Annotated in this window: 18 protein-coding genes, 1 tRNA gene and 2 rRNA genes (1 of these 21 only partly in view); all 21 read right to left on the bottom strand. The window is 37.7% G+C overall.

Annotated features, from left to right (window positions below; translation table 11 throughout):
- A 23S ribosomal RNA gene (locus DYD17_RS00165) occupies positions 1 to 1,123 on the bottom strand (it extends 1,780 nt beyond the left edge of the window).
- Positions 1,124 to 1,284: 161 nt separating this feature from the next.
- Positions 1,285 to 1,357: transfer RNA gene (locus DYD17_RS00160), tRNA-Ala, on the bottom strand.
- A 53-nt stretch (positions 1,358 to 1,410) separates the two neighbouring features.
- Positions 1,411 to 2,959 (bottom strand): 16S ribosomal RNA (locus DYD17_RS00155).
- Together the 16S and 23S rRNA genes with 1 tRNA gene alongside form the textbook arrangement of a ribosomal RNA operon.
- Positions 2,960 to 3,441: 482 nt before the next feature.
- Positions 3,442 to 4,833, bottom strand: coding sequence for an APC family permease (locus DYD17_RS00145; protein ID WP_115246982.1), 1,392 nt, complete (start codon positions 4,831 to 4,833; stop codon positions 3,442 to 3,444).
- A 26-nt stretch (positions 4,834 to 4,859) separates the two neighbouring features.
- Positions 4,860 to 5,000: a hypothetical protein gene (locus tag DYD17_RS00140; protein ID WP_003049011.1), complete on the bottom strand. Its 141-nt coding sequence runs from the start codon at positions 4,998 to 5,000 to the stop codon at positions 4,860 to 4,862.
- 4 nt (positions 5,001 to 5,004) lie between these two features.
- Positions 5,005 to 6,138, bottom strand: a complete 1,134-nt coding sequence (locus DYD17_RS00135) for an ISAs1-like element IS1548 family transposase (protein ID WP_115252486.1) — start codon at positions 6,136 to 6,138, stop codon at positions 5,005 to 5,007.
- A 173-nt stretch (positions 6,139 to 6,311) separates the two neighbouring features.
- Positions 6,312 to 8,297 carry an ATP-dependent zinc metalloprotease FtsH gene (gene ftsH / locus DYD17_RS00130; protein ID WP_003049005.1) on the bottom strand — a complete coding sequence of 662 codons (1,986 nt, stop codon included), beginning with the start codon at positions 8,295 to 8,297 and terminating at the stop codon, positions 6,312 to 6,314.
- A 21-nt stretch (positions 8,298 to 8,318) separates the two neighbouring features.
- Complete coding sequence (gene hpt / locus DYD17_RS00125; protein ID WP_003049003.1) at positions 8,319 to 8,861, bottom strand: hypoxanthine phosphoribosyltransferase; 543 nt, start codon at positions 8,859 to 8,861, stop codon at positions 8,319 to 8,321.
- 4 nt (positions 8,862 to 8,865) lie between these two features.
- Positions 8,866 to 10,152, bottom strand: a complete 1,287-nt coding sequence (gene tilS, locus DYD17_RS00120; RefSeq protein WP_003049000.1) for a tRNA lysidine(34) synthetase TilS — start codon at positions 10,150 to 10,152, stop codon at positions 8,866 to 8,868.
- Positions 10,149 to 11,435: a serine hydrolase gene (locus tag DYD17_RS00115; protein WP_003048997.1), complete on the bottom strand. Its 1,287-nt coding sequence runs from the start codon at positions 11,433 to 11,435 to the stop codon at positions 10,149 to 10,151. The genes tilS and DYD17_RS00115 overlap by 4 nt, the downstream gene beginning before the upstream one ends.
- Before the next feature lie 12 nt (positions 11,436 to 11,447).
- Positions 11,448 to 11,570: an SP_0009 family protein gene (locus DYD17_RS11010; RefSeq protein WP_003048993.1), complete on the bottom strand. Its 123-nt coding sequence runs from the start codon at positions 11,568 to 11,570 to the stop codon at positions 11,448 to 11,450.
- The gene (locus DYD17_RS00110) at positions 11,570 to 11,941 is read right to left on the bottom strand and encodes an FtsB family cell division protein (protein ID WP_003048988.1); all 372 of its coding nucleotides are present in this window, start codon (positions 11,939 to 11,941) and stop codon (positions 11,570 to 11,572) included. The genes DYD17_RS11010 and DYD17_RS00110 overlap by 1 nt, the downstream gene beginning before the upstream one ends.
- Entirely contained in the window at positions 11,928 to 12,200 is a 273-nt protein-coding gene (locus tag DYD17_RS00105; protein WP_003048986.1) for an RNA-binding S4 domain-containing protein, read from the bottom strand. The genes DYD17_RS00110 and DYD17_RS00105 overlap by 14 nt, the downstream gene beginning before the upstream one ends.
- 34 nt (positions 12,201 to 12,234) lie before the next feature.
- Positions 12,235 to 13,740, bottom strand: coding sequence for an oligosaccharide flippase family protein (locus tag DYD17_RS00100; protein WP_115252484.1), 1,506 nt, complete (start codon positions 13,738 to 13,740; stop codon positions 12,235 to 12,237).
- On the bottom strand, positions 13,703 to 17,203 hold the full coding sequence (gene mfd, locus DYD17_RS00095) for a transcription-repair coupling factor (RefSeq protein WP_115252483.1): 3,501 nt from the start codon (positions 17,201 to 17,203) through the stop codon (positions 13,703 to 13,705). The genes DYD17_RS00100 and mfd overlap by 38 nt, the downstream gene beginning before the upstream one ends.
- A gap of 2 nt (positions 17,204 to 17,205) precedes the next feature.
- On the bottom strand, positions 17,206 to 17,775 hold the full coding sequence (gene pth / locus DYD17_RS00090) for an aminoacyl-tRNA hydrolase (RefSeq protein ID WP_115246997.1): 570 nt from the start codon (positions 17,773 to 17,775) through the stop codon (positions 17,206 to 17,208).
- 70 nt (positions 17,776 to 17,845) lie between these two features.
- The gene (gene ychF, locus DYD17_RS00085) at positions 17,846 to 18,961 is read right to left on the bottom strand and encodes a redox-regulated ATPase YchF (RefSeq protein WP_115252482.1); all 1,116 of its coding nucleotides are present in this window, start codon (positions 18,959 to 18,961) and stop codon (positions 17,846 to 17,848) included.
- A gap of 131 nt (positions 18,962 to 19,092) precedes the next feature.
- A complete protein-coding gene (locus DYD17_RS00080) occupies positions 19,093 to 19,458 on the bottom strand; it encodes a helix-turn-helix domain-containing protein (protein WP_115252481.1) in 366 nt (121 codons plus the stop codon).
- A gap of 124 nt (positions 19,459 to 19,582) precedes the next feature.
- Positions 19,583 to 19,780, bottom strand: coding sequence for a DUF951 domain-containing protein (locus DYD17_RS00075; protein WP_003048966.1), 198 nt, complete (start codon positions 19,778 to 19,780; stop codon positions 19,583 to 19,585).
- Positions 19,781 to 19,854: 74 nt separating this feature from the next.
- The gene (gene dnaN, locus DYD17_RS00070; protein WP_115252480.1) at positions 19,855 to 20,991 is read right to left on the bottom strand and encodes a DNA polymerase III subunit beta; all 1,137 of its coding nucleotides are present in this window, start codon (positions 20,989 to 20,991) and stop codon (positions 19,855 to 19,857) included.
- A gap of 153 nt (positions 20,992 to 21,144) precedes the next feature.
- Positions 21,145 to 22,500 carry a chromosomal replication initiator protein DnaA gene (gene dnaA / locus DYD17_RS00065; protein ID WP_003048960.1) on the bottom strand — a complete coding sequence of 452 codons (1,356 nt, stop codon included), beginning with the start codon at positions 22,498 to 22,500 and terminating at the stop codon, positions 21,145 to 21,147.

The following is a 22,500-nucleotide window of genomic DNA, read 5'->3' as shown; positions in this document are numbered from 1 at the left end:
CTCTTTGAATGAATAGCTGCTTCTAAGCTAACATCCTAGTTGTCTGTGCAACCCCACATCCTTTTCCACTTAACATATATTTTGGGACCTTAGCTGGTGGTCTGGGCTGTTTCCCTTTCGACTACGGATCTTAGCACTCGCAGTCTGACTGCCGATTATATCTCGTTGGCATTCGGAGTTTATCTGAGATTGGTAATCCGAGATGGACCCCTCACCCAAACAGTGCTCTACCTCCAAGAGACTTAACATCGACGCTAGCCCTAAAGCTATTTCGGAGAGAACCAGCTATCTCCAAGTTCGTTTGGAATTTCTCCGCTACCCACAAGTCATCCAAGCACTTTTCAACGTGCCCTGGTTCGGTCCTCCAGTGCGTCTTACCGCACCTTCAACCTGCTCATGGGTAGGTCACATGGTTTCGGGTCTACAACATGATACTAAAACGCCCTATTAAGACTCGGTTTCCCTGCGGCTCCGTCTCTTCAACTTAACCTCGCATCATATCGTAACTCGCCGGTTCATTCTACAAAAGGCACGCTCTCACCCATTAACGGGCTCGAACTTGTTGTAGGCACACGGTTTCAGGTTCTATTTCACTCCCCTCCCGGGGTGCTTTTCACCTTTCCCTCACGGTACTGGTTCACTATCGGTCACTAGAGAGTATTTAGGGTTGGGAGATGGTCCTCCCAGATTCCGACGAGATTTCGCGTGTCTCGCCGTACTCAGGATACTGCTAGGGCTCAAAAGAATTTTAAATACGAGGCTATTACTCTCTTTGGCTTACCTTCCCAGGTAATTCTTCTATCCTTTTAAAGTCCCATGTCGCAGTCCTACAACCCCGAGAAGTAAACTTCTCGGTTTGCCCTCCTGCCGTTTCGCTCGCCGCTACTAAGGCAATCGCGTTTGCTTTCTCTTCCTGCAGCTACTTAGATGTTTCAGTTCACTGCGTCTTCCTTCTCATAACCTTAACAGTTATGGATACTAGCCAGTAGCTAGTGGGTTCCCCCATTCGGACATCTCTGGATCAGCGCTTACTTACAGCTCCCCAAAGCATTTCGTCGTTAGTCACGTCCTTCTTCGGCTTCTAGTGCCAAGGCATCCACCGTGCGCCCTTATTAACTTAACCTTATCTTTTACTAGTATATCTTAACTAGAAAAACTCTTGATTATTCACAGCGTTTTCGGTTTATTTTCTTGTTACTATTCGTACAATCAATTTCTTGATCGTGGAATTTGATATAGATATTCAATTTTCAATGGACAGTTTTTAGGATATCTCTATCCTAATGGAGCCTAGCGGGATCGAACCGCTGACCTCCTGCGTGCAAAGCAGGCGCTCTCCCAGCTGAGCTAAGGCCCCACAAGACCTCTCAAAACTAAATAAGACGACCCTAACGTGTTCCATTTCCTTAGAAAGGAGGTGATCCAGCCGCACCTTCCGATACGGCTACCTTGTTACGACTTCACCCCAATCATCTATCCCACCTTAGGCGGCTGGCTCCTAATAGGTTACCTCACCGACTTCGGGTGTTACAAACTCTCGTGGTGTGACGGGCGGTGTGTACAAGGCCCGGGAACGTATTCACCGCGGCGTGCTGATCCGCGATTACTAGCGATTCCGACTTCATGTAGGCGAGTTGCAGCCTACAATCCGAACTGAGATTGGCTTTAAGAGATTAGCTTGCCGTCACCGGCTTGCGACTCGTTGTACCAACCATTGTAGCACGTGTGTAGCCCAGGTCATAAGGGGCATGATGATTTGACGTCATCCCCACCTTCCTCCGGTTTATTACCGGCAGTCTCGCTAGAGTGCCCAACTTAATGATGGCAACTAACAATAGGGGTTGCGCTCGTTGCGGGACTTAACCCAACATCTCACGACACGAGCTGACGACAACCATGCACCACCTGTCACTCCTGCCCCGAAGGGAAAGTCTATCTCTAGACCGGTCAGGAGGATGTCAAGACCTGGTAAGGTTCTTCGCGTTGCTTCGAATTAAACCACATGCTCCACCGCTTGTGCGGGCCCCCGTCAATTCCTTTGAGTTTCAACCTTGCGGTCGTACTCCCCAGGCGGAGTGCTTAATGCGTTAGCTCCGGCACTAAGCCCCGGAAAGGGCCTAACACCTAGCACTCATCGTTTACGGCGTGGACTACCAGGGTATCTAATCCTGTTTGCTCCCCACGCTTTCGAGCCTCAGCGTCAGTTACAGACCAGAGAGCCGCTTTCGCCACCGGTGTTCCTCCATATATCTACGCATTTCACCGCTACACATGGAATTCCACTCTCCCCTTCTGCACTCAAGTTCTCCAGTTTCCAAAGCGTACAGTGGTTGAGCCACTGCCTTTAACTTCAGACTTAAAGAACCGCCTGCGCTCGCTTTACGCCCAATAAATCCGGACAACGCTCGGGACCTACGTATTACCGCGGCTGCTGGCACGTAGTTAGCCGTCCCTTTCTGGTTAGTTACCGTCACATGGTGGATTTTCCACTCCCACCATCATTCTTCTCTAACAACAGAGCTTTACGATCCGAAAACCTTCTTCACTCACGCGGCGTTGCTCGGTCAGACTTCCGTCCATTGCCGAAGATTCCCTACTGCTGCCTCCCGTAGGAGTCTGGGCCGTGTCTCAGTCCCAGTGTGGCCGTTCACCCTCTCAGGTCGGCTATGTATCGTCGCCTTGGTGAGCCGTTACCTCACCAACTAGCTAATACAACGCAGGTCCATCTCATAGTGATGCAGTTGCACCTTTTAAATGAAAGACATGGGTCCTCCATTGTCATGCGGTATTAGCTATCGTTTCCAATAGTTATCCCCCGCTATGAGGTAGGTTACCTACGCGTTACTCACCCGTTCGCAACTCCTTGAACCGGTGCAAGCACCAGTCCTCAGCGTTCTACTTGCATGTATTAGGCACGCCGCCAGCGTTCGTCCTGAGCCAGGATCAAACTCTCATTAAGATGTGTTTGAACTTACTCGTTCTTTCTGTCGCTGACAGATTTATTTCTCGTTTCTTTGACGGGTAATATGTCTTCATATCACCCTCACATTTGGTTCGTCTTATTCAGTTCTCAAAGGTCTTGTCCTCTTTCGAGACAACTATTTTATTCTATCAACTTTTACTAACTTTGTCAACAGCTTTTTTACTCTTTTTTCCGAATAATTTCAGTCGCCAACGCCTGATCAGCTGACAGCTTTATTAGTATACGATATTTAACCCCTTGATGTCAACAGCTTTTTCGCAGTTTTATGTCGTTTTTTACATTTTTATTGAAATTGCATAACACAGGTAATTTTCTCATAAAAGATTTTTTTATTCTGGGTATTACATCACACAAAAATAATAATCAAAGGTAAAAGCACCCTATAAGTTGGGATAATTCGTCCTTTCTCATAGAATGCTTCTATAATTCTGTATATCTAAATGATTATCTTTTAACTCTTAACTATTTTCTTTGGAATGTTTATAGCCATAAAAAATATAAACAAACGTTCCTACTACTGTCGTTAACGTAAAAGCAATCCAAGTAAAAGCCATATATTGACTCATAAAGGAAGCACAAATGACAATGGCTAATAGAGGTAAAAATGGCATTAATGGCGTTTTGAATTCTCCAGCTTTGGGTTTTCCTTCAATTTTCCTAAGTCTAATAATTGCTATCGACATTATTACCAAATATGCTAGGGTACAAATGTTAACAAATTCTGCGAGACTCGCTAATGGAAATAAACCAGCACAAATCATCGCAAGTACTCCCACTAAGATAGTCGCATTTTTAGGAACCTTACTTTTTTCAGTAAGGGAATAAAGAGATTTTGGTAGCAATCCATCTCTACTTATACTATAAACCGTTCTAGCTAAGGCATAGGTCATCGAAATACATACCGTAATAAGCGTTAAAATGGCAACAATAGAAACATAATCTGCCGCCCAATAAAGGCCGATACTACGTAAAGCAAAAGCGACAGCATCCGGTACATTTAATAGGGTATAATGGACAATACCAGTCAGAATCATTGTGACAACAATATACAATACTGTAACAATAGTCAAGGATAAAACAATTCCTTTTGGGATTGTTTTTTGTGGTTCTTTCACTTCATCAACTGTCATTGAAATAGATTCAAACCCCAGGAAAGCAAAGAACATGACAGAAGCTCCTGAAAATATACCTGATTGACCTCCGTAAATTTGACCTAAGCCATATGGAGCAAAGTTGCTCCAATTTTCACCATTTATAAAGAAGAGGCCTACAATAATAAATAAAGCAAGAGCTGAAAATTTCAATAGCACTAAAAAGCTATTGAATCTTAACGCTGCTTTGGAGTTCATTAAAACAATGCCTGTTACAAAAATCATTACCAATACAGGAAGAAGGTCTATATATGTCCCATTTTTAGGATCAAATGTTCCATTTAGAGGAGTTGGTAAAGCTATTCCATAGTTAGCTAGTAAACCTTTTAAATAGCTTCCCCATCCAACTGCAACACTGGATACGGCCGTTAGGAATTCCATAATAATGTACCAGCCTACAATCCAAGCAGGAAATTCCCCTAAAGTTGCATAAACATAACTATAAGCTCCGCCATTTGACGGAATTCGTGATGCAAATTCTGCATAAAATAAAGCTAGAATACCGATTGCAATTGCTGAAATAACAATCGAAATTGTCAAAGCTGGCCCTGCATAATTAGCAGCACCAATACCTGTAATGGTAAAAATCCCTGTACCAACCATTGAACCTAGACCTAAAAAGACTAAATCAGTTACTTTAAGGTGTCTATGCATCTCGGTTCTATTAGCATGTTTCTGTTTTTTTCGAAAAATAGTCATCTTGTCACTTTCTATATAGTACACAGTTATCTACTAAGTTTATCACAGTTATTAATGATTGTAAATTTTACTTCTGGTAATCTCCACGCCGTACGCATGAAAACTTTCTCTTCATCCTTTTGTGCCCGGACATCAATTTTGAAAAGATTCCTTTTTAAATCAATCATCTGCTTAGCCTCTTTCTCCAAATAATTGGACTAAATAATCTTCCAAATGGACAGAAATATACCGTTGTTTGCGACGATAACTGAGGTCTTTTTTAGGAAATACCATCACTTTGAGAAAATATAAGCACATTTTTCGGATAAGATTTAGGTTAAATGCGGCTCTTTTATCCAATGTCTGATGATGATCTTCATGATAAACAACGTCCAATAACCAGTGCATACTCTCTATCTGCCAATGACCTCGTACACAATTGGCAAATGTGAGGACATCCGGCTTAAAGCTAAAGATAAAATAACGTTTCTCTTGACTCAGCTGATCATCCTTATCAATCGTGTGACGAGTCATCCCAATACCACGTAACTTATGCCATTTGGGATGGTTTTGACACAACCATTTGATATCGGAAGACACCCAGTATTCTCTAACTTCAATCTGTCCCCTAGATTTTTCAACAGTCTGATAATACTGTCCATTTTCTTGGAGTTCTTCCAATAAGTTGACATCACTAAAATAAAGAGCAATATCATCATAAAGTGTTTCTTGATTTCCTTTGACGGCTAAGCAATAGTCTGCTTTACCTTTAATGATCGTATCAACGATAGCCGTCTGCGTGCCCATTGCGTCTATCGTTACAATGCTTTTACGGATATCAATCGTCCGCAATAACTGAGGAATGGCAACAATTTCATTACTTTTCTCCTCAACCGCTACCTGTCCCAAACTAAGATGATGACCCCCATCATAAGCCGTTACAATATGAACAGGCTTCTGATTTTTACCTCGATTGCCTCGAATCGTTTTACCGTCCACTGAAATCAGTTGATGAACGGCATCTAAGCTTGTCAATGATTGCTCAAATTGAACTTTAAGCTCTTTTAAACGGTCTGAATTAACAAGACTAATCACACGCTCTAAGGTATCATGAGACGGACAACCTTCACTCAAATCAACGTAGGTCGCAAACAATGGTTCATTCATTTCAATAAAATCTTCCATCTCCTTCCAGGTTTCAATGCCGGCTAACTGACAAACGAAGACAAGAAATAGAATGGTTAATAAGGGGTAGCGAATTTTCCAAGATTGACGACTATCCAATTCAACTGCGCAATCATCAATAGAAATAATAAAATCAATCATCGTAGTAACCTCATCTATAGTGTACTACTTTGATTGATTTTGTCATTATGAATCTAGTTTTCTGAAAACAAAAGTTTCTTCATGCGTTTGGCGTGTGGTAATCTCGCGTGCTTGAATAAAGAAACTAAGTCTAGAGAGTCTAGAACTTAGTTTCTCTATGATAATTTACCCTATTAATCAGCAGATTTTGTTTCTGATTCTGTCATCTTATCTTTGATTTCATCATAAGATAAAGCATGAACTTCTTTATCATCATCCTCTGGATTATTTGGCATTTTACCAGTTTCATAAATGGATTTAATTTGTGCAGCATCCAAAGTTTCATATTTAAGGAGGGCTTCTGCAATCAATTTGTGAGTTTCACGATTTTCTTTAATGATGTCTGCTGCTTGATTACGCGCTTGATTTAAGAGTTCACGTACTTCATCATCAATCATTTGTGATGTTTGAGCAGAGTAAGATTTTTCAGGAGACAACTGACCTGGCATCATAGCATGGTTACCCTCATATTGAACCGGGCCAAGTTTGTCACTCATTCCATACTCTGTAACCATCGCTCTTGCCATTTGAGTAGCTTGTTCAAAGTCATTTGAAGCACCTGTTGTCTGCGCATTAAAAATAATTTCTTCAGCGACACGACCACCCATAAGACCAGCTAATTGCTCTTTTAAATCATCTTTTGATAAGAGCATTTGATCTTCTTTAGGAAGGGCAATCATGTAACCACCAGCTCGTCCACGAGGAACAATGGTTACTTTATGGACTACACGCGCATTAGATAGTACTAAACCAACGATAGTATGCCCAGCTTCATGGTAAGCCACCATTTCTCTTTCTCTTTGTGAAATCGTGCGGTCTTTCTTAGAAGGCCCAGCAATAACGCGGTCTTCTGCTTCATCAATATCGCTGGCATCAATCTTCACTTTGTTTCGACGAGCAGCTACAAGAGCAGCCTCATTCAATACATTTTCAAGATCAGCACCAACGAATCCTGGTGTTTGCTGAGCAACCACTTTTAAATTAACATCATCTGCAAGAGGTTTATTTTTAGCATGAACGCGTAAAATAGCTTCACGACCTTTTACATCAGGTCTACCAACTAATACTTTACGGTCAAATCGTCCTGGCCTTAACAAAGCAGGATCTAAAACATCACTACGGTTTGTTGCGGCAATAACAATAATGTTTTCATTACCCTCAAAACCGTCCATTTCAATCAGTAATTGATTGAGGGTTTGTTCTCTCTCATCGTTACCACCGCCCATACCAGCGCCACGGCGACGACCAACAGCATCAATTTCATCGATAAAGATAATAGCACGTTCAGCTTTTTTAGCATCTTCAAACAAAGAACGCACACGGCTAGCTCCGACACCAACGAACATTTCAACAAAGTCTGAACCTGAAATGCTAAAGAACGGAACTCCCGCTTCACCAGCAACTGCTTTAGCGAGTAAAGTCTTACCTGTCCCTGGAGGGCCCTCTAAGAGGACACCTGCCGGAATACGCGCTCCCAATGCTTTATACTTCTTAGGATTTTTCAAGAAGTCAACAACTTCCACTAACTCTTGTTTTTCCTCTTCAGCACCTGCAACGTCTGTAAATCTTACTTTGACATCACCTTTTGATTGAGATTTAGCTTTGTTTTTACCAAAACTCATGGCTCCACGAGCTCCGCCACCACCTTGGTTCATCATCATCATCATGAAAGCGGCAAAGATAACAATTGGGAGAAAACTCATCAAAAAGGTAATCCAAGTCCCACTTGAACTTTCTTGTTTGACTGTGATTTCTGTTCCGTTTTTATCAGCAGCCGAAGTCATTTCTTTTAAAATGGAATCATTTGGGAGAACCAAAGACGAAAACTCTGTCACTTGAGCTGACGCATCGCCCCCTAAAAAAGAGAGACCTGGGTCGATAGAAACTTTTTGAGCTTTCTCATATTTTCCTTTTACTTCGATAATGCTGCCACTAGGTTGGTAGCTTAGAGATTTGATATCACCAGCTTTAAGATGTTTGATTAATTTTGAATAACTAATCTGTTGGCTTTGTGTGCTTGTTCCTTTAAGATAAAATTGAAATCCTGTGATAACAACAATAATCATTAAAATATAGATAAAGGAGTTTTTGACAAAACCATTATTTTTATTATTTTTCATATAGTAATCATTGACCTTTTTCTATTTTGAATAGACTTCTTCTTTTAACACACCTACATAAGGAAGGTTACGATAATTTTCAGCATAGTCTAAGCCAAAACCAACAATAAATTCATTTGGGACATTATAACAAATATAGTCTGCTTCAATGTCAACAACACGTCCTTCTGGTTTATCAAAGAGTGTTGCAATTTTAATCGTATTGGCTTTACGATATTTAAACATATCGCGTAAATATTTTAGAGTACGACCAGTATCGATAATATCTTCGATAAAGATAATGTCTCTTCCTTCAATATTGGTATCCACATCTTTTAAGATTTTCACTTCGCCACTACTAGAGGTGCCACCATGGTAACTTGAAACTACCATAAAATCAATTTCGACATGAGTATCAATATGTTTCATTAATTCAGCCATAAAAGGAACGGACCCTTTTAAGACACCGACCATCAAAGGATTTTTACCTTGGTAATCTTTTGTAAGTTGTTCGCCAAGTTCTTTTGTTTTTTGGATAATTTGTTCTTCAGAGTAAAGAATTTTTTGAATATCTTGCTCAAGCATGCTGTCACCTTTTTTCTAATTTATCAATATACAGTTTAGCCAACATTATATCATGTTTACAAGCTTTTCTCAAATAAGTTTTATCACCGGCTAATACAAAAATAACTTCTCCATCTTGTTCTCCTACAATAGCATTTTGCCGCTCAGCTATGCTCAGTTTATCATCTATAAAAAGTCGTCTTAGTTTTTTTGAGAAATTGCCAAAAGAAAGACGGTCACCCGCTTGACGATGTCGTAGGATAATGGGTGACAAACTATGCATGGGAATACTTTTTGGGTCCTTATGTGCCAAATCTTCTGTCGTGAATAAAAAATGATGGTTACAGTACCAGATAGCGTTACCGTATTTTATCACTTTTTGATCGTTGAGAAACTCAGTCTCAGGAATGATTTTCGTGATGTTGAATGATGACTGATTTATCAAAAGATAGTAGCCATTTTTTAAGGGATAATTTCCTTGCTTTGCTTTTTGAAGTAAGTGTAATAGTTGGTTAAATTGAGATTTTTTCAACTGTAAATCTGGAAAGTTTTCCAAATAATCTTGTAATAAAAAATACTGCACCGAAGCAGTTTGTGCTCTAAACTCTGCCAAATGAGTGATTGTTATTTTTGTTGTCAACTCTGTAAACGCTTGAAAAAGTAGTTGATTTTCTATCGCTAATTGATTAAGGCTTTGTACAAGTTGCGGGTTTTCTTTCTCCAGTAAAGGTAAGTACTGATTTCTCACTCGGTTCCTAAAAACAGTTGTTTCTTCATTTGAAGTATCTTCGAAATGAAAAATATTAGGCAAGTCATCTTTTGAAAAAGGTAAAAATGGTCGTATCAGTTGCCCATTTCCAAATGGTTGAACAGGTTTTATACCTGATAAGTGCCTTAATCTACTTCCTCTTATAAGTCGCATTAGAATTGTTTCTGCTTGATCATCTAGATGGTGTGCTGTCACTAGAGCAGAATACTGTTCATTTTGCATGATTTTTCGACAAAAATGATAACGCCAATCCCGCGCAGCTTTTTCAGAAAAAGTTCCTTCAAAATGGGAAATGTAAATAGGAACACTATGATTGTTTGCCCACTGCCGTAAATAGTCTTCTTCTATTTCCGACTCAATTCTCTGCTTATGATTGATGTGAGCAATCCCAATACTGATTTGTAAATTTTCTTGAAATAAATGCAAAAAGTGCAGCAAATTCATTGAATCTACTCCACCAGATACAGCTATTAAAACACGCCGATGATTGTCGAAATAGGCTTGTTTTTTTATCTCGTTATAAATTTCTTGATATGTTGTCATTTTAAAATAGCATAAACATCATCTGCAATAGCTGTGATGTCATCATAGGTTGCTTTATCTGTAAAGATAGATAAGACAAAAGGAGTATCAGCATAAATGATGGCAACATCATGCTTGTAATCATAGGCATCACCAATTTTGTGGGCCACAGGAACAGTAATATTTTTTGAAATGCGTTGTTGATCAAAGTCAGTATCGGAAAGATAAGAAATAATGTGTCCCTTTTGATAGTAAATAGCTTCCATCACATTAGCTGCTGCACGAGAAGATAAGAATCGTTTTTCCATATCCCAATCACTTCCTGCCAAGGATTTTATTTCTGTTTGAAAAGCTTGGTCATACTGATGGCATAAATAATATCCTAAAATATTGGTGGCAACATTATCTGAATTTTGAGCAACAGCTTTCAATAAGGTACTAACTTTATAGTCTTCTTTATCAGCTTTCTTACTAATTTTACCACTTCCAGATGGATCGTAATCCCCATAAAAATGATTCACATCATCGATATATCTGAGAAGTTTGTTTTCTGTCACTTTCTTTTCTTGAAGTTGCTTTTGAACACTGTAAAGAGGGGCTAACTTTGCAATACTAGCTGCATACATTTCTTTATCTGCATTAATTCCAGCACTTGCCTGCGTATCAAGTTCTTTAACAAAGATAGAATAATTTACATTATTGTATTTTTGTAACAGCATCTCTTGGACCTTTTGCATGCGATTATCAAAACGAGATAGATCCTCTTGTGATACCCAACCTTTCTGATCAATTAGGTAATAAACTCCATGTTTGGTTTGTGCCATTTGACTAGCATGAACTTTTTGGGCAAAGGTAAATGGAGATGGAATTGCCTTAGTGCCTAACACGTAGGGTTCAGGGTAGAGAGTCACGTGTTTTTGTGTCCAAAAAAAGAGATCGGCGTCTACTTGACTCAGAACTATATCCTCATAAACTACTTCGCGATTCGCTTCAAGGTAAGTACCATCTGCAAGTTCAAAAATTGGTTTTGCTTGTTCATTTATCACAAGAGAGTTGATATCTAACTTATGATTAGGTCCTAGGGTTGTCGCTGGTAAAGTTAGCTCAGCGTTTTTATAAGTTGGTGTTTCTTGATAAAGGTTAGGATTAACAGGAAGCTGATTATAGTAGCTGGTTGATTGAACAATATCTTGACGCAATTGGTAAATAGTTGCTTTAGAAAATTGTCCTGTTTTTTCTGTGCTAATAACGGTCAAAGGAGTCAAGAAAAAGGTCATTAACATAGCTGCTAATAATTTTTTCATGTTGGCTCCTTTCTAATCTGCTTCTGTATATGGATTGTCTTCTTTAAGACGTTGATTTTCTTTTTCCAATTCTGCTAATTTCTCATCAGAGTAAGCAAGAAATGTTTCTATTTTGGTAATAATATCATTCATCATTATTTCGGTAATAACCCTGGCACGGGGTAAATAACTTCCCCTTCTCGTGATAGGTAATACTTAGCTCTAGCATACTTTTTAACAAAATCGTCATTTTTAAGTTGCTCAGCTAATTTTTTTTCACTCTTTGTATTCTTTTCCAATGCTTCATATTCTTTTTGTAATTTAATCACTTGCTGATTTTGTTTTTCAAAATCTACATAGCTTTTGACAAGATTATAAGTTGGCAAAATAAATAAAAACATCATACTCACAAGAATCCACCCCATAAAACGATTGCGCTTTTGAATTTCTTCTTCTTCGAACCGTTTTTTTAGGTTTTCCTCGTTAATATAGTGATTATTTAGTTGAACAATGCTAGGCTTCTTCATTAGCTTCTATCCTTGTTTCACTGATGATCTCATACATACTGAGAGCGTCTTCTTTTTTGGTGCTGTCTTTCATCTCAAGTACTCTTACGGTTAAGAGTTTATTTCCAAATCGGATTTCAATGTGATCATTGAGTTTTAAATCAGTTGAACTTTTAGCAAGAACTCCATTAACTTTAATCCGTCCTTTATCAGCAACTTCTTTAGCAACAGGACGACGTTTAATAATACGTGATACTTTTAAAAATTTATCTAATCTCATTATTTACCCCACAATCTCTTCCATTTTATCATTTTTATTTCTTAAATGGTAGAAAAGACCATATTTTCTCATCGAATACTTTGTATCGCCAGCAAATCATTATAAAACTGATGACGCCAACAGCTGATGACAGAACAATACTGATAAAACCACCTAACCTTCCCTCTATAGGAAGCATGACCTGACATGTCAACACGAAACCAATCATTAATGTTAATGTGAGCCAAAATTTACCATTTTTAGCACAATTCCAACTCATTGGTATTGTATAGGCATAACAAATAAACACCAATCCTAAAGGAATTACCGTGGACAGAGAACTTCCTAAAATTCCATAATGATAAGTTAACACAGGCGTTAAACCTAATTTGCAAGACAAGCCAACTAATAACATCATCAGGGAGTGGCGCACGCGATTTTCAATAAAACATTTTTGATAAAAAAATTGAATCAAACTTATAAGATTAATCGTAATAATATAGTAAACTAGTGCCTTCCAACCCTTATTATCTTCAAATAAAACACGGTTCATGAGATGTAAAATGCTTATAAAGCCAGCCGTTAACGTTACGTTAAAGTAAAAGATAAAAGCTAGAAAATCTTGACTTAGTTGATCATACATCTGCTGTTTTTGCTGATGGAGATGAGTTAATTTGGGCAAATAACTTGTGAAAAAAGCCGTTGAAAAAATCAATCCAAATTGAACAAGTGGCTGCCCTCTATCAAAAATACCCTTAGTCATTTCAGCTAATTGGTTAGAATACCCCGCAGAAACGAGACTATTTTTAATAAAAAGGGCATCCACTAATTGAAATAGCAATAAGTAGATGGAAAAAAGAATAAAGACCAAACTAGATAAACCTAGCTGATGATATGCTCTTAAAGGCAAGGAAAACTTTCTCACGTATGGTTTAATTGAAAAAGAGCTCTTTTTTGCTAAATACCCTAGAACAGTAAAGCTAGCGATCGTATTTCCACTCGCAGCAACGTTAGCAGTTGTATAAATAGTCCAATCAAAAACAAGATAGCAAACAGCCGATGCCACAATAATGATTACCCTAATAATTTGCTCAAGCATTTGACTAATAGCAGTTGGTGTCATATTTAGATCTGCTTGTGCTAACCCTCGATAAAAAGAGATAAAAGGAGTCATTAATAGAGCAATACTCGTCAAAGAAATAGCTGTTCCTAATTTTGGTGCTCCCATCCATTCAGCAAGTTGCTGATACCTCAGAAAAAGAATGAGGAAACACCCAAAACTCATCACAAACTGCAAAGTCATAAAAACCGTGAGTTGATCTTCATCTTTCTTTTGTGCCATACTGGCGATAAGATTAGGCAAAGCACTCAAGCTAAGGGCCGAAATAATGGCCAAAAAAGGATATATTTGCTGATAAGCATAAAAACCTCTGTCTCCCACCAGATTTTGGTAAGGAATACGGTAGGTAGCAGCTAAAATTTTTGATACTAAGCCACTAACCACTATCAAAAGACTTGCTTGCTTAAGAGGTTGAGGCTGTTTTTCTGAATTTAATCTCACTAAGGCTTTCTCCAAATAACATCAATTCTTCTAAGATAGTATAGTCTTTTTGGTGGCGAACATCGAAGACGATATCGATTTTCCCCTGATGTTCACTAATTTTAGCTTTAAAATGGGTTTTCGATAAGGCTTCGAAATAATCCTGAGTTAAGAAATAAGTTAAAGAAGTTACTTCAAATCGAACAATGACTTGATTATTTTTGCGTTCAACTAATTCCGCAAAGGCGTTGTCCATATAATGTTTTAGCAGGCCTATTTCTAACAAATAGGCAACTTGATCAGGATACTCTCCAAAACGATCTATCAGCTCATCCTGCAAATTGAGATAATCTTCTCTTGATTGAATTTCTCGAATACGCTTGTAAATGTCAATTTTTTGACGCTCATCTGATATGTAATCATCTGACAAATAGGCATCAATCTGAAGATTGATTTCAGTATTGCCTTTTTGGCGAACAGTCGTTTTTCCTTGCTTACTAGCAATAGCCTGTTCCAATAACTGAGAATACATTTCAAAACCGACCGAATCAATAAAGCCACTCTGAGAAGCCCCTAAAATATTACCTGCTCCTCGTATAGACAAATCTCGCATAGCAATCTTGAAGCCTGAACCTAATTCAGTAAAGCCTTTAATAGCCTCTAAACGCTTTTCAGAAACCTCTGTCAGGACCTTATCAGGACGATACATCAGGTAAGCATAAGCAACACGATTACTTCTTCCGACGCGCCCCCTCAGTTGATACAATGTTGACAATCCCATGTGATCAGCATTCTCCACAAACAGAGTGTTTACATTAGAAATATCAACCCCTGTTTCAATAATTGTTGTAGCCACAAGGACATCATACTCACCGTTGATAAAGTCAATCAAGGTATTTTCAAGTTGAATTTCACTCATTTGCCCATGAACAAACCCAATAGAAGCTTCTGGAACTAATTCTTGTAGTTCTGCTACCTTCTTGTCGATGGTGTCAACTTTGTTGTAAACATAAAAAACTTGTCCTCCACGATCCATTTCTCGGATAATAGCTTCCCTTACTAGACCAGGATTGTTTTCTAATACATAAGTTTGAACAGGATATCTGTTGGTTGGCGGGGTCTCAATAACCGATAAATCTCGGATACCTAACATAGACATATGCAAGGTTCTAGGAATCGGAGTTGCTGTTAAGGTTAAGACGTCAACCTTAGTTTTTAATTCCTTTAAAGTTTCTTTATGCTTGACACCGAACCGTTGCTCTTCATCAATCACAATTAATCCTAAATCAGAAAAGACCACATCTTTTGATAGGAGTCGATGGGTTCCGATAATAATGTCAATTTGTCCTTTTCGGACACGTTCTAGTGTTTGAGCTTGCTCTTTTTTACTACGGAAGCGACTTAGAATGTCCACCTCAACAGGGTAATTTTCAAAGCGAGCCTTAAAATTTTCATAATGCTGTTGAGCTAAGACTGTAGTTGGAACTAGGACAGCTACTTGCTTGTGGTCATTCACCGCTTTAAAGGCTGCCCTCATAGCTACTTCTGTCTTACCAAATCCTACATCACCTATTAAAAGACGATCCATAGGTTGCACGCTTTCCATATCAGCTTTAATTTCGTTGATAGATCTCATTTGATCCTCTGTTTCCACAAAAGCAAAATCATCATCAAAAGACCGTTGTAAGTCATCATCTGGTGAAAACTGAAAACCTTTTTGCTGACTTCTTTCTGCGTATAATGCTAAAAGATCATCAGCGATATCCTCTACTTGTTTTGCAACTTTTTGCTTTGTCTTTTGGAAACGACCGTCATTCAGTTTGTTGACTTTAGGTTCTTTTCCATCAGCAGAAACGTATTTTGACAAGCTACTAATTTGATCAACTGGAAGAGAAATACGGTCTGAATTTTGATATTGAATGGTTACATAATCTCGATGAATGCCTTGAATCTGAATCGTTTCAATCCCAAGGAAGCGACCAATACCATGGACATTATGAACCACATAATCGCCTGATGCTAGCTCATTGTAATCTTTCAAACGCTCAGCATTGCTAATATTAGATCGTTTGGCGCGTCGTTTGATCTTTTTATGATAAATTTCATGCTCTGTGATCAACGCTAACTTTTCATCAGCAAAATAAAAACCACTGGAGATTTCTCCAATTACAATTTGTGATTCACGTGAAACAATTTGATTAGCACTCACTAAAGGAAGATGAAATTGATAATCTTGAAAAGATTTTTCTAGTCGTTCGAAAGCATGCTGAGACTCTACCTGCACAATAACGGTTGTTTGATTTTTTTGATACCGTTTAATCTCATCAATCAATAAAGGAAATTGATTAAAAAATTCCTGCATGGCATATTGAGTTAGCTGATGCATTTGATCAAATTTGATATTTCCAAGTCCCTTATGAAAATTTGAAAAGAAGGTTGCTGGCGTATAGTGCCGAAACTCGCGATAATTATCTGCAAAGTATTTAAGATTAGAAAGAGCCTTCCCTTGCTGTAAATCTTCTGTCAAGAGATTAGCAATCTCTAAATCGAATCTTGCATTTTTATCTACTATTTTTTGAAAATCATCAAAAAATAGTGGTGTCCCTTTGGGAATATAATCTAATAATGACCACTCTTTTTCATAAAATAACGATTGAAATTTACGGATATCCTTATGTTTAAAACCATCTTTTGAAACAGATAGGAGATCTTCCAAATAAGCTTTTTTATCATCTTGTGCTGTTTGTAGCGCTTTTTCTAATTGCTGACTGCCACGTTGAAAATCACTCGTTTCAAAAATAAGTTCACTAGCCGGATGAATCAAAAGTTCTTCTAATTGTTCAAAGGACTTTTGAGTTTCTGGATGAAAGTGCCTAATTCCATCAATATCATCTCCAAAAAACTCCAAACGATAAGGTAATTCTTGTGTCATCTCATAGATATCTAAAATATCCCCTCGACGGCTAAATTCTCCCGGACTAATGACTTGTGAAACATTCTGATAGCCAATTGTCATCAATTGTTTGGTAAGAGCATCACTGTCATAATCTTCTCCTACTTTTAACTTAATGTGACTCTTGGCAAAAACATCAGGATTGGGAAGTAAGGTCCTTAAACCTGATAGACTGACAATCAGAATTCCTCGTGCTTTAGGATTTATTAAAAATTGCAATGCCTCTATCCTCGATAAAGCTTTATCCATCGAAGCAAAGATAAATTCTGCTGCTGCCACATCGTCTGAAAAAAATTGATAGACTAATTCTTCTCCAAGTAGACTTGATAAATCGCTGGCTAATTTTTCAACTTCATTTTGAGTTGATGTCATCACAACTATTTTTTCTTGGGAGTCCAAAAAAGCAGAAGCTATTGCTAATGCTTTACTTGACCCAGATAATCCCATAATTAGCTGCCTGTCTAAGGACGCTAAGCCGGAGTGCCAGGCCTGAATTTTCTTATTCTGACTAAATAATTCTAAAATATTCATGATTATCCATTAAATTTCTGCATTGTTTTTTCAAAGTTATTTTCTTGTAAATAGAAGTTTACAGCATTGACAACTTTGTCAAGAGTTAACGCAATAGCAACATTATCTTCTGTACTGAAATGTCCCATAACATGGTTAATCACTGTCATCCCTTTTAATGGTCGTCCAATACCAACTTTAATTCGGTCAAACTCCTGTGTTCCAAGATGAGCAATAATTGATTTAATACCATTGTGTCCACCAGCCGAGCCTTTAGCACGTAAACGCAATTTCCCAACTTCCATATCCAAGTCGTCATAGATAACAATCAAATCTTCTATGGCAATATTATAATAAGTTAATAATGCCTTTACGGCAACACCACTATTATTCATAAAGGTTGTTGGCTTCACAAAATAAATTTTTTCATGATTGATAAATGCACTCCCTATTTGTGCTTTAAAATTTTTGTCTTCTGTAAAGGTGACGTCAATTTTGTTGACAAGTTTGTCAATGGCCATAAAACCAATATTATGTTTTGTCTTTTCGTATTTTGAGCCTGGGTTTCCCAGACCAACAATCATTTTAACCATCTTTTCTCTTTCCTAAAATGCCAAAAGGGCTGGAATGTTATTCCAACCTTCTGACATTATCTTATTATTTTTAAACGTTAAATCGAAACTCCATGATATCACCATCTTGGACGATGTACTCTTTTCCTTCTTCACGCAAGCGCCCAGCTTCTTTGACAGCTTTTTCTGAACCGTAGGTTATTAAATCGTCATAAGACATGGTTACTGCACGGATAAATCCTCTTTCGAAGTCAGAATGAATAATACCAGCAGCCTGCGGCGCTTTAATACCACGTTTAAATGTCCAAGCCCTTACTTCTTTTTCACCTGCTGTAAAATAGGTGCCTAGCCCAAGTAAGTGGTAGGCAGCACGCGTTAATTTATCAACACCAGACTCTGTCAAACCGATAGCTTCTAAGAATTCTGCTTTATCTTCATCCTCAAGCTCTGAAATTTCTTCCTCTGCACGCGCTGAAATCACCACTACTTCTGCATTTTCAGTAGCTGCAAACTCACGAATTTGTTTCACATAGTCAATATCATCTGGATCAGCAACTTTATCTTCATCAACATTCGCCACATAAAGAACAGGTTTTGTTGTCAATAAGAATAACTGTTTGACAACACGTTGCTCTTCTTCAGTAAACTCAATTGTCCGAGCAGATTTACCATCTTCTAAGACAGGTTTGATTTTTTCAAGAACGGCAAATTCTGCCACGGAATCCTTATCTTTTTGGGTACGAGCCATTTTTTCCACACGCGCATAACGCTTATTAATAGACTCTAAATCAGCCAAAATCAATTCAAGGTTGATAGTATCAATATCAGCTATTGGATCCACGAAAGCATCCTCACGACCTTGTTCACGCATGACATTCTCATCATCAAAGGCACGAACGACATGTACGATAGCATCTACTTCACGGATATTGGCCAAGAATTTATTACCTAAACCTTCTCCTTTAGAAGCTCCTTTGACAATACCCGCAATATCAGTAAACTCAAAGGTTGTTGGAACGGTTTTTTTAGGCGTAATCAACTCTGTCAGTTTTTGCAGACGTTCATCTGGTACCTCTACCATCCCAACATTGGGATCAATCGTTGCAAAAGGATAGTTAGCAGCTTCTGCCCCTGCTTTTGTAATTGCATTAAATAAAGTTGATTTACCGACATTAGGTAATCCCACAATACCAGCTGTTAAAGCCATTTTAATAAGTCTCCATTCAAAATTTCAATCACAACTATTATAACAGAAAATAAAAGAAAAAGCGGTATGATGCTAAGAAAATTTCGATTTCGTTAGCATCACAGTACTCTTTAACTTTTTTAAAAAATTAATCAATTAGCAATAAAAGGCACCCCCAGAACCTCTAAAATCGTTAATATAGCTAAGATGATTAGTAGAGTTAGGATAACATTTCGAAAAATAAACCAATAGATTTTATCGTATTTTTGTAGATCAAGGGGCTTATTTTCATAAATACGTTCAACTTTAACTTCATTTGGTTTAGCTAAAACAAGCTCATCTAAGTTCACATCAAAAATTTCAGTTAACCTAACCAAGTTTTCTAAATCCGGAGTAGTATCTCCATTTTCCCATTTTGATATAGCCTGCCGAGAAATAAATAACTGTTCTGCCAGAGCATCTTGAGATAATTGATGTTTCACTCGTAATTGCTTTATTTGTTCTGCAACTTTTGTCATTTTCTATGACCACCTTTCTTCTTTCGATAAAGTTAGAATACCTGATTTTCCAAAGGCATACTAGCAATTATTTAGGCAAGTATTGGTTGCAAGATGTATAAGAAAGACTACTAAATCAGTGTTTCTAAGGTTGCAGGACTTTTTTTAATTTTCGGTCAAAGTCGTAACGGCTCATCATAATGATATGCTGACAGTTAGTGCATTGAATTTTAATATCAGCTCCTACTCTAAGCACTTTCCATTGATTGGCTTTTTTACCAGTCTCTTTAATCACACAGGCGTGTGGTTTTTTCATTTCAACAAGTGATCCAACTTGATACATCTTTTTTTCCTCACTCTTATTATCTTCATCATTTATGATAACAAAAAAAGCTCCTAAAAGGGAGCCTTTTCTTTTTAGTTGGTACGGACTGGTGTGATTAACTGGATGAAGCTTTCTTCATCGTCACCAGGTATCAAGGTAAATGGTCGAACTGGCGATAAGAAATGAATTTTAACGGTGTCACTCTTAATCGCTTTTAAAGACTCAATAAGATAAGTGGGGTTAAAACTAATAGTCAAATCATTACCAGATTGACTCACAATATCTAAATCTTCGTTTACCTTACCTACTTCCGGTGAGTTAACATGAGCTGAAATATGATTTTGAGCAATTTCAAGCTTAACGGTACCATTTTGAGTAGCGTTCGAAATCAAGAAAGCACGTTCCATAGCGTGGCGAAGAGATTGGGTATTGAAAACAACCTCTGTCTCAAATTGTGTCATTAACAAACGGTCTGTATCGGGATAATTTCCTTCCAAGAGACGTGTGTAGAAAGAAATATGTTCACTTCTGAACAAGATTTGGCTTGGTGAGAAAAATACCTCAACAGTCTCAATATCATCTGTAAATACTGCTGAAAATTCTCTTAAAGATTTACTTGGAATAACCACATCAAAATCTGCTGAAGTATTATCCAAAGTGATTAAACGTTGGCTCATACGATGAGAGTCAGTTGCTACGGCTTTAAAATCTTTATGGTTACTTAATACAATATGAACTCCTGTTAAGATAGGACGACTTTCTTGTAAACTGGCTGCAAAAGCTGTTTCAGCAATAATAGACTTTAATAATTTTGTTTTTAAGATCAAAGGATTTTCTGTTGACACTTCTTGTAACCGAGGGTATTGATCAACATCTTTTCCTTTTAAGGTAATCTCTGATTTACCACTGGTTAAAACAACTTGATGTTGTTCAATTTCTTTAAAATCCAAACTAACATCTGGCAAACTAGAAATAATATTGATAAAGAAATTAGCTTCCAGAAGAATAGACCCTGGAGATGTGATTAATAGTCCAGCATTTTCATTGCTTACAGGAATGGTATTTTCAATGGAAATTTGTCCATTTGAACCTGTTAAAGTGATATCAGATGAACTAACGTCAATCTTAATGGTAGAAAGAACAGGAATGGCATTTTTACTGCTAATAGCACGTTTAGTGGTATTTAAAGCTTGAATAAAAAGGGTACGATTTATGGAAAATTGAATCATGAGGACTCCTTTATTGATAAGTATAATAATTAGTAGTAGTAGTAGGTCTTGTGTATGACGTGGATAAGTCTGATTTATCTAGTAAGAATAAGGAAAGAAGACTGTTCACAACTTGTGGATAACTTGTCACTAAAAATAGAGCTTATCCACAAGCTACTTAATTTTATTTTTTATGGTTTCAATTTCAATACGAAGGCTTTCATCCTGGCTAATCATGTTTTTGATTTTATTGTAAGCATGAAGTACAGTAGAATGATCCCTGCCACCAAATTCCTTACCAATTTTTGGGAGGCTATTATCTGTCATTTCACGTGCTAAGAACATAGCGACCTGTCTTGCTAACACAATATCTTGGGTTCGTTTAGTCGCCTTAATTTCTTTGACAGTGACGTCATAGAATTTCCCAACTTGAGTTTGAATTTCGTCAATTGGAATGACCGTCATTTTAGGACCATCTTGTTTTCTGGCACGAATAGCTTCTGCAGCAATGTCAACCGTAATGGTGTCAATTTGCTTAAAATTAGCAACTAGACTAATGTCTTTTAAGGCGCCTTCCAAATCTCTCACATTGGAATCGAATTGGCCAGCTAGATATTCAATAGTATCTTGAGGGAAAATAAAATTATATTCCTGAATTTTATTGGTTAAGATAGCTACTCGAGTTTCAAAATCTGGAGGTGTAATATTAACGGTTAAGCCCCATTTGAAACGGGTTACCAATCGATCTTCTAAGTCATTAAGGTGATCTGGTGTGCGGTCACTGGTTAGAACGATTTGTTTATTATTGTTATGAAGAGCATTGAAAGTATTAAAGAACTCTTCTTGTGTTCCAGATAATGTTTTCTTCGCCAGCGATTGGATATCATCAATAAGCAGTAAATCGAGATTACGGAACTTTTCTTTTAATTCGTCCATAGTGTCTAAACGAATATGAATCACAAATTCATTAATGAAATTTTCAGCGGTGATGTACTTTATACGGGCATTGGGATTTTCTAATAGCACAGAGTTTCCAATGGCATTTAATAAATGGGTTTTTCCCAGTCCAGGCCCTCCCCAGATAAACAAAGGGTTATAGGTTGTTCCTGGTGTATTAGCTACTGCTATAGAAGCAGCTACAGCCCAACGATTTTCATCACCCTGAATAAAGTTTTCAAACCTATATTTGGGGTTTAGGTCTGAGGTAACAGCAGGTAAAGGAGTTATTACTTGCTGATTGTAGCCTTGGCTATTTGGGGTTTGATTTTGGTCATTTATCAGATCTTCTTCAAAAACATAGTCAACGGCAATTTGAGCATTATAAACTTCAAAACCAGCTGTTAGAATAACATCTTTAAGGTTTTTTTCCCAAAAGAGCTCTTTCATTTGATCTAAGTAAATCGTTGCCACATGATTCTCAACTTTTAACAAGCGTGCATCATGCACAAAAAATTCATACGTTGCCTGTTTTAATTGGCTCTGAGCTAATTCCAAGACCCGATTCCAAAAAATTTGTTCATTTTCAGTCAT

Source organism: Streptococcus dysgalactiae subsp. dysgalactiae, from assembly GCF_900459225.1.
In the GTDB taxonomy this organism is placed as follows: Bacteria; Bacillota; Bacilli; order Lactobacillales; family Streptococcaceae; genus Streptococcus; species Streptococcus dysgalactiae.
The sequence above is the reverse complement of the archived record's forward strand: the minus strand, read 5'-3'. Positions and strand labels throughout refer to the sequence as shown.

Coding starts and splice junctions, on each gene's coding strand:
- DYD17_RS00145 (WP_115246982.1), bottom strand. CDS start 4,833: ATGACTATTTTTCGAAAAAAACAGAAACATGCTAATAGAACCGAGATG.
- DYD17_RS00140 (WP_003049011.1), bottom strand. CDS start 5,000: ATGATTGATTTAAAAAGGAATCTTTTCAAAATTGATGTCCGGGCACAA.
- DYD17_RS00135 (WP_115252486.1), bottom strand. CDS start 6,138: ATGATTGATTTTATTATTTCTATTGATGATTGCGCAGTTGAATTGGAT.
- ftsH (WP_003049005.1), bottom strand. CDS start 8,297: ATGAAAAATAATAAAAATAATGGTTTTGTCAAAAACTCCTTTATCTAT.
- hpt (WP_003049003.1), bottom strand. CDS start 8,861: ATGCTTGAGCAAGATATTCAAAAAATTCTTTACTCTGAAGAACAAATT.
- tilS (WP_003049000.1), bottom strand. CDS start 10,152: ATGACAACATATCAAGAAATTTATAACGAGATAAAAAAACAAGCCTAT.
- DYD17_RS00115 (WP_003048997.1), bottom strand. CDS start 11,435: ATGAAAAAATTATTAGCAGCTATGTTAATGACCTTTTTCTTGACTCCT.
- DYD17_RS11010 (WP_003048993.1), bottom strand. CDS start 11,570: ATGATGAATGATATTATTACCAAAATAGAAACATTTCTTGCTTACTCT.
- DYD17_RS00110 (WP_003048988.1), bottom strand. CDS start 11,941: ATGAAGAAGCCTAGCATTGTTCAACTAAATAATCACTATATTAACGAG.
- DYD17_RS00105 (WP_003048986.1), bottom strand. CDS start 12,200: ATGAGATTAGATAAATTTTTAAAAGTATCACGTATTATTAAACGTCGT.
- mfd (WP_115252483.1), bottom strand. CDS start 17,203: ATGAATATTTTAGAATTATTTAGTCAGAATAAGAAAATTCAGGCCTGG.
- pth (WP_115246997.1), bottom strand. CDS start 17,775: ATGGTTAAAATGATTGTTGGTCTGGGAAACCCAGGCTCAAAATACGAA.
- ychF (WP_115252482.1), bottom strand. CDS start 18,961: ATGGCTTTAACAGCTGGTATTGTGGGATTACCTAATGTCGGTAAATCA.
- DYD17_RS00080 (WP_115252481.1), bottom strand. CDS start 19,458: ATGACAAAAGTTGCAGAACAAATAAAGCAATTACGAGTGAAACATCAA.
- DYD17_RS00075 (WP_003048966.1), bottom strand. CDS start 19,780: ATGTATCAAGTTGGATCACTTGTTGAAATGAAAAAACCACACGCCTGT.
- dnaN (WP_115252480.1), bottom strand. CDS start 20,991: ATGATTCAATTTTCCATAAATCGTACCCTTTTTATTCAAGCTTTAAAT.
- dnaA (WP_003048960.1), bottom strand. CDS start 22,500: ATGACTGAAAATGAACAAATTTTTTGGAATCGGGTCTTGGAATTAGCT.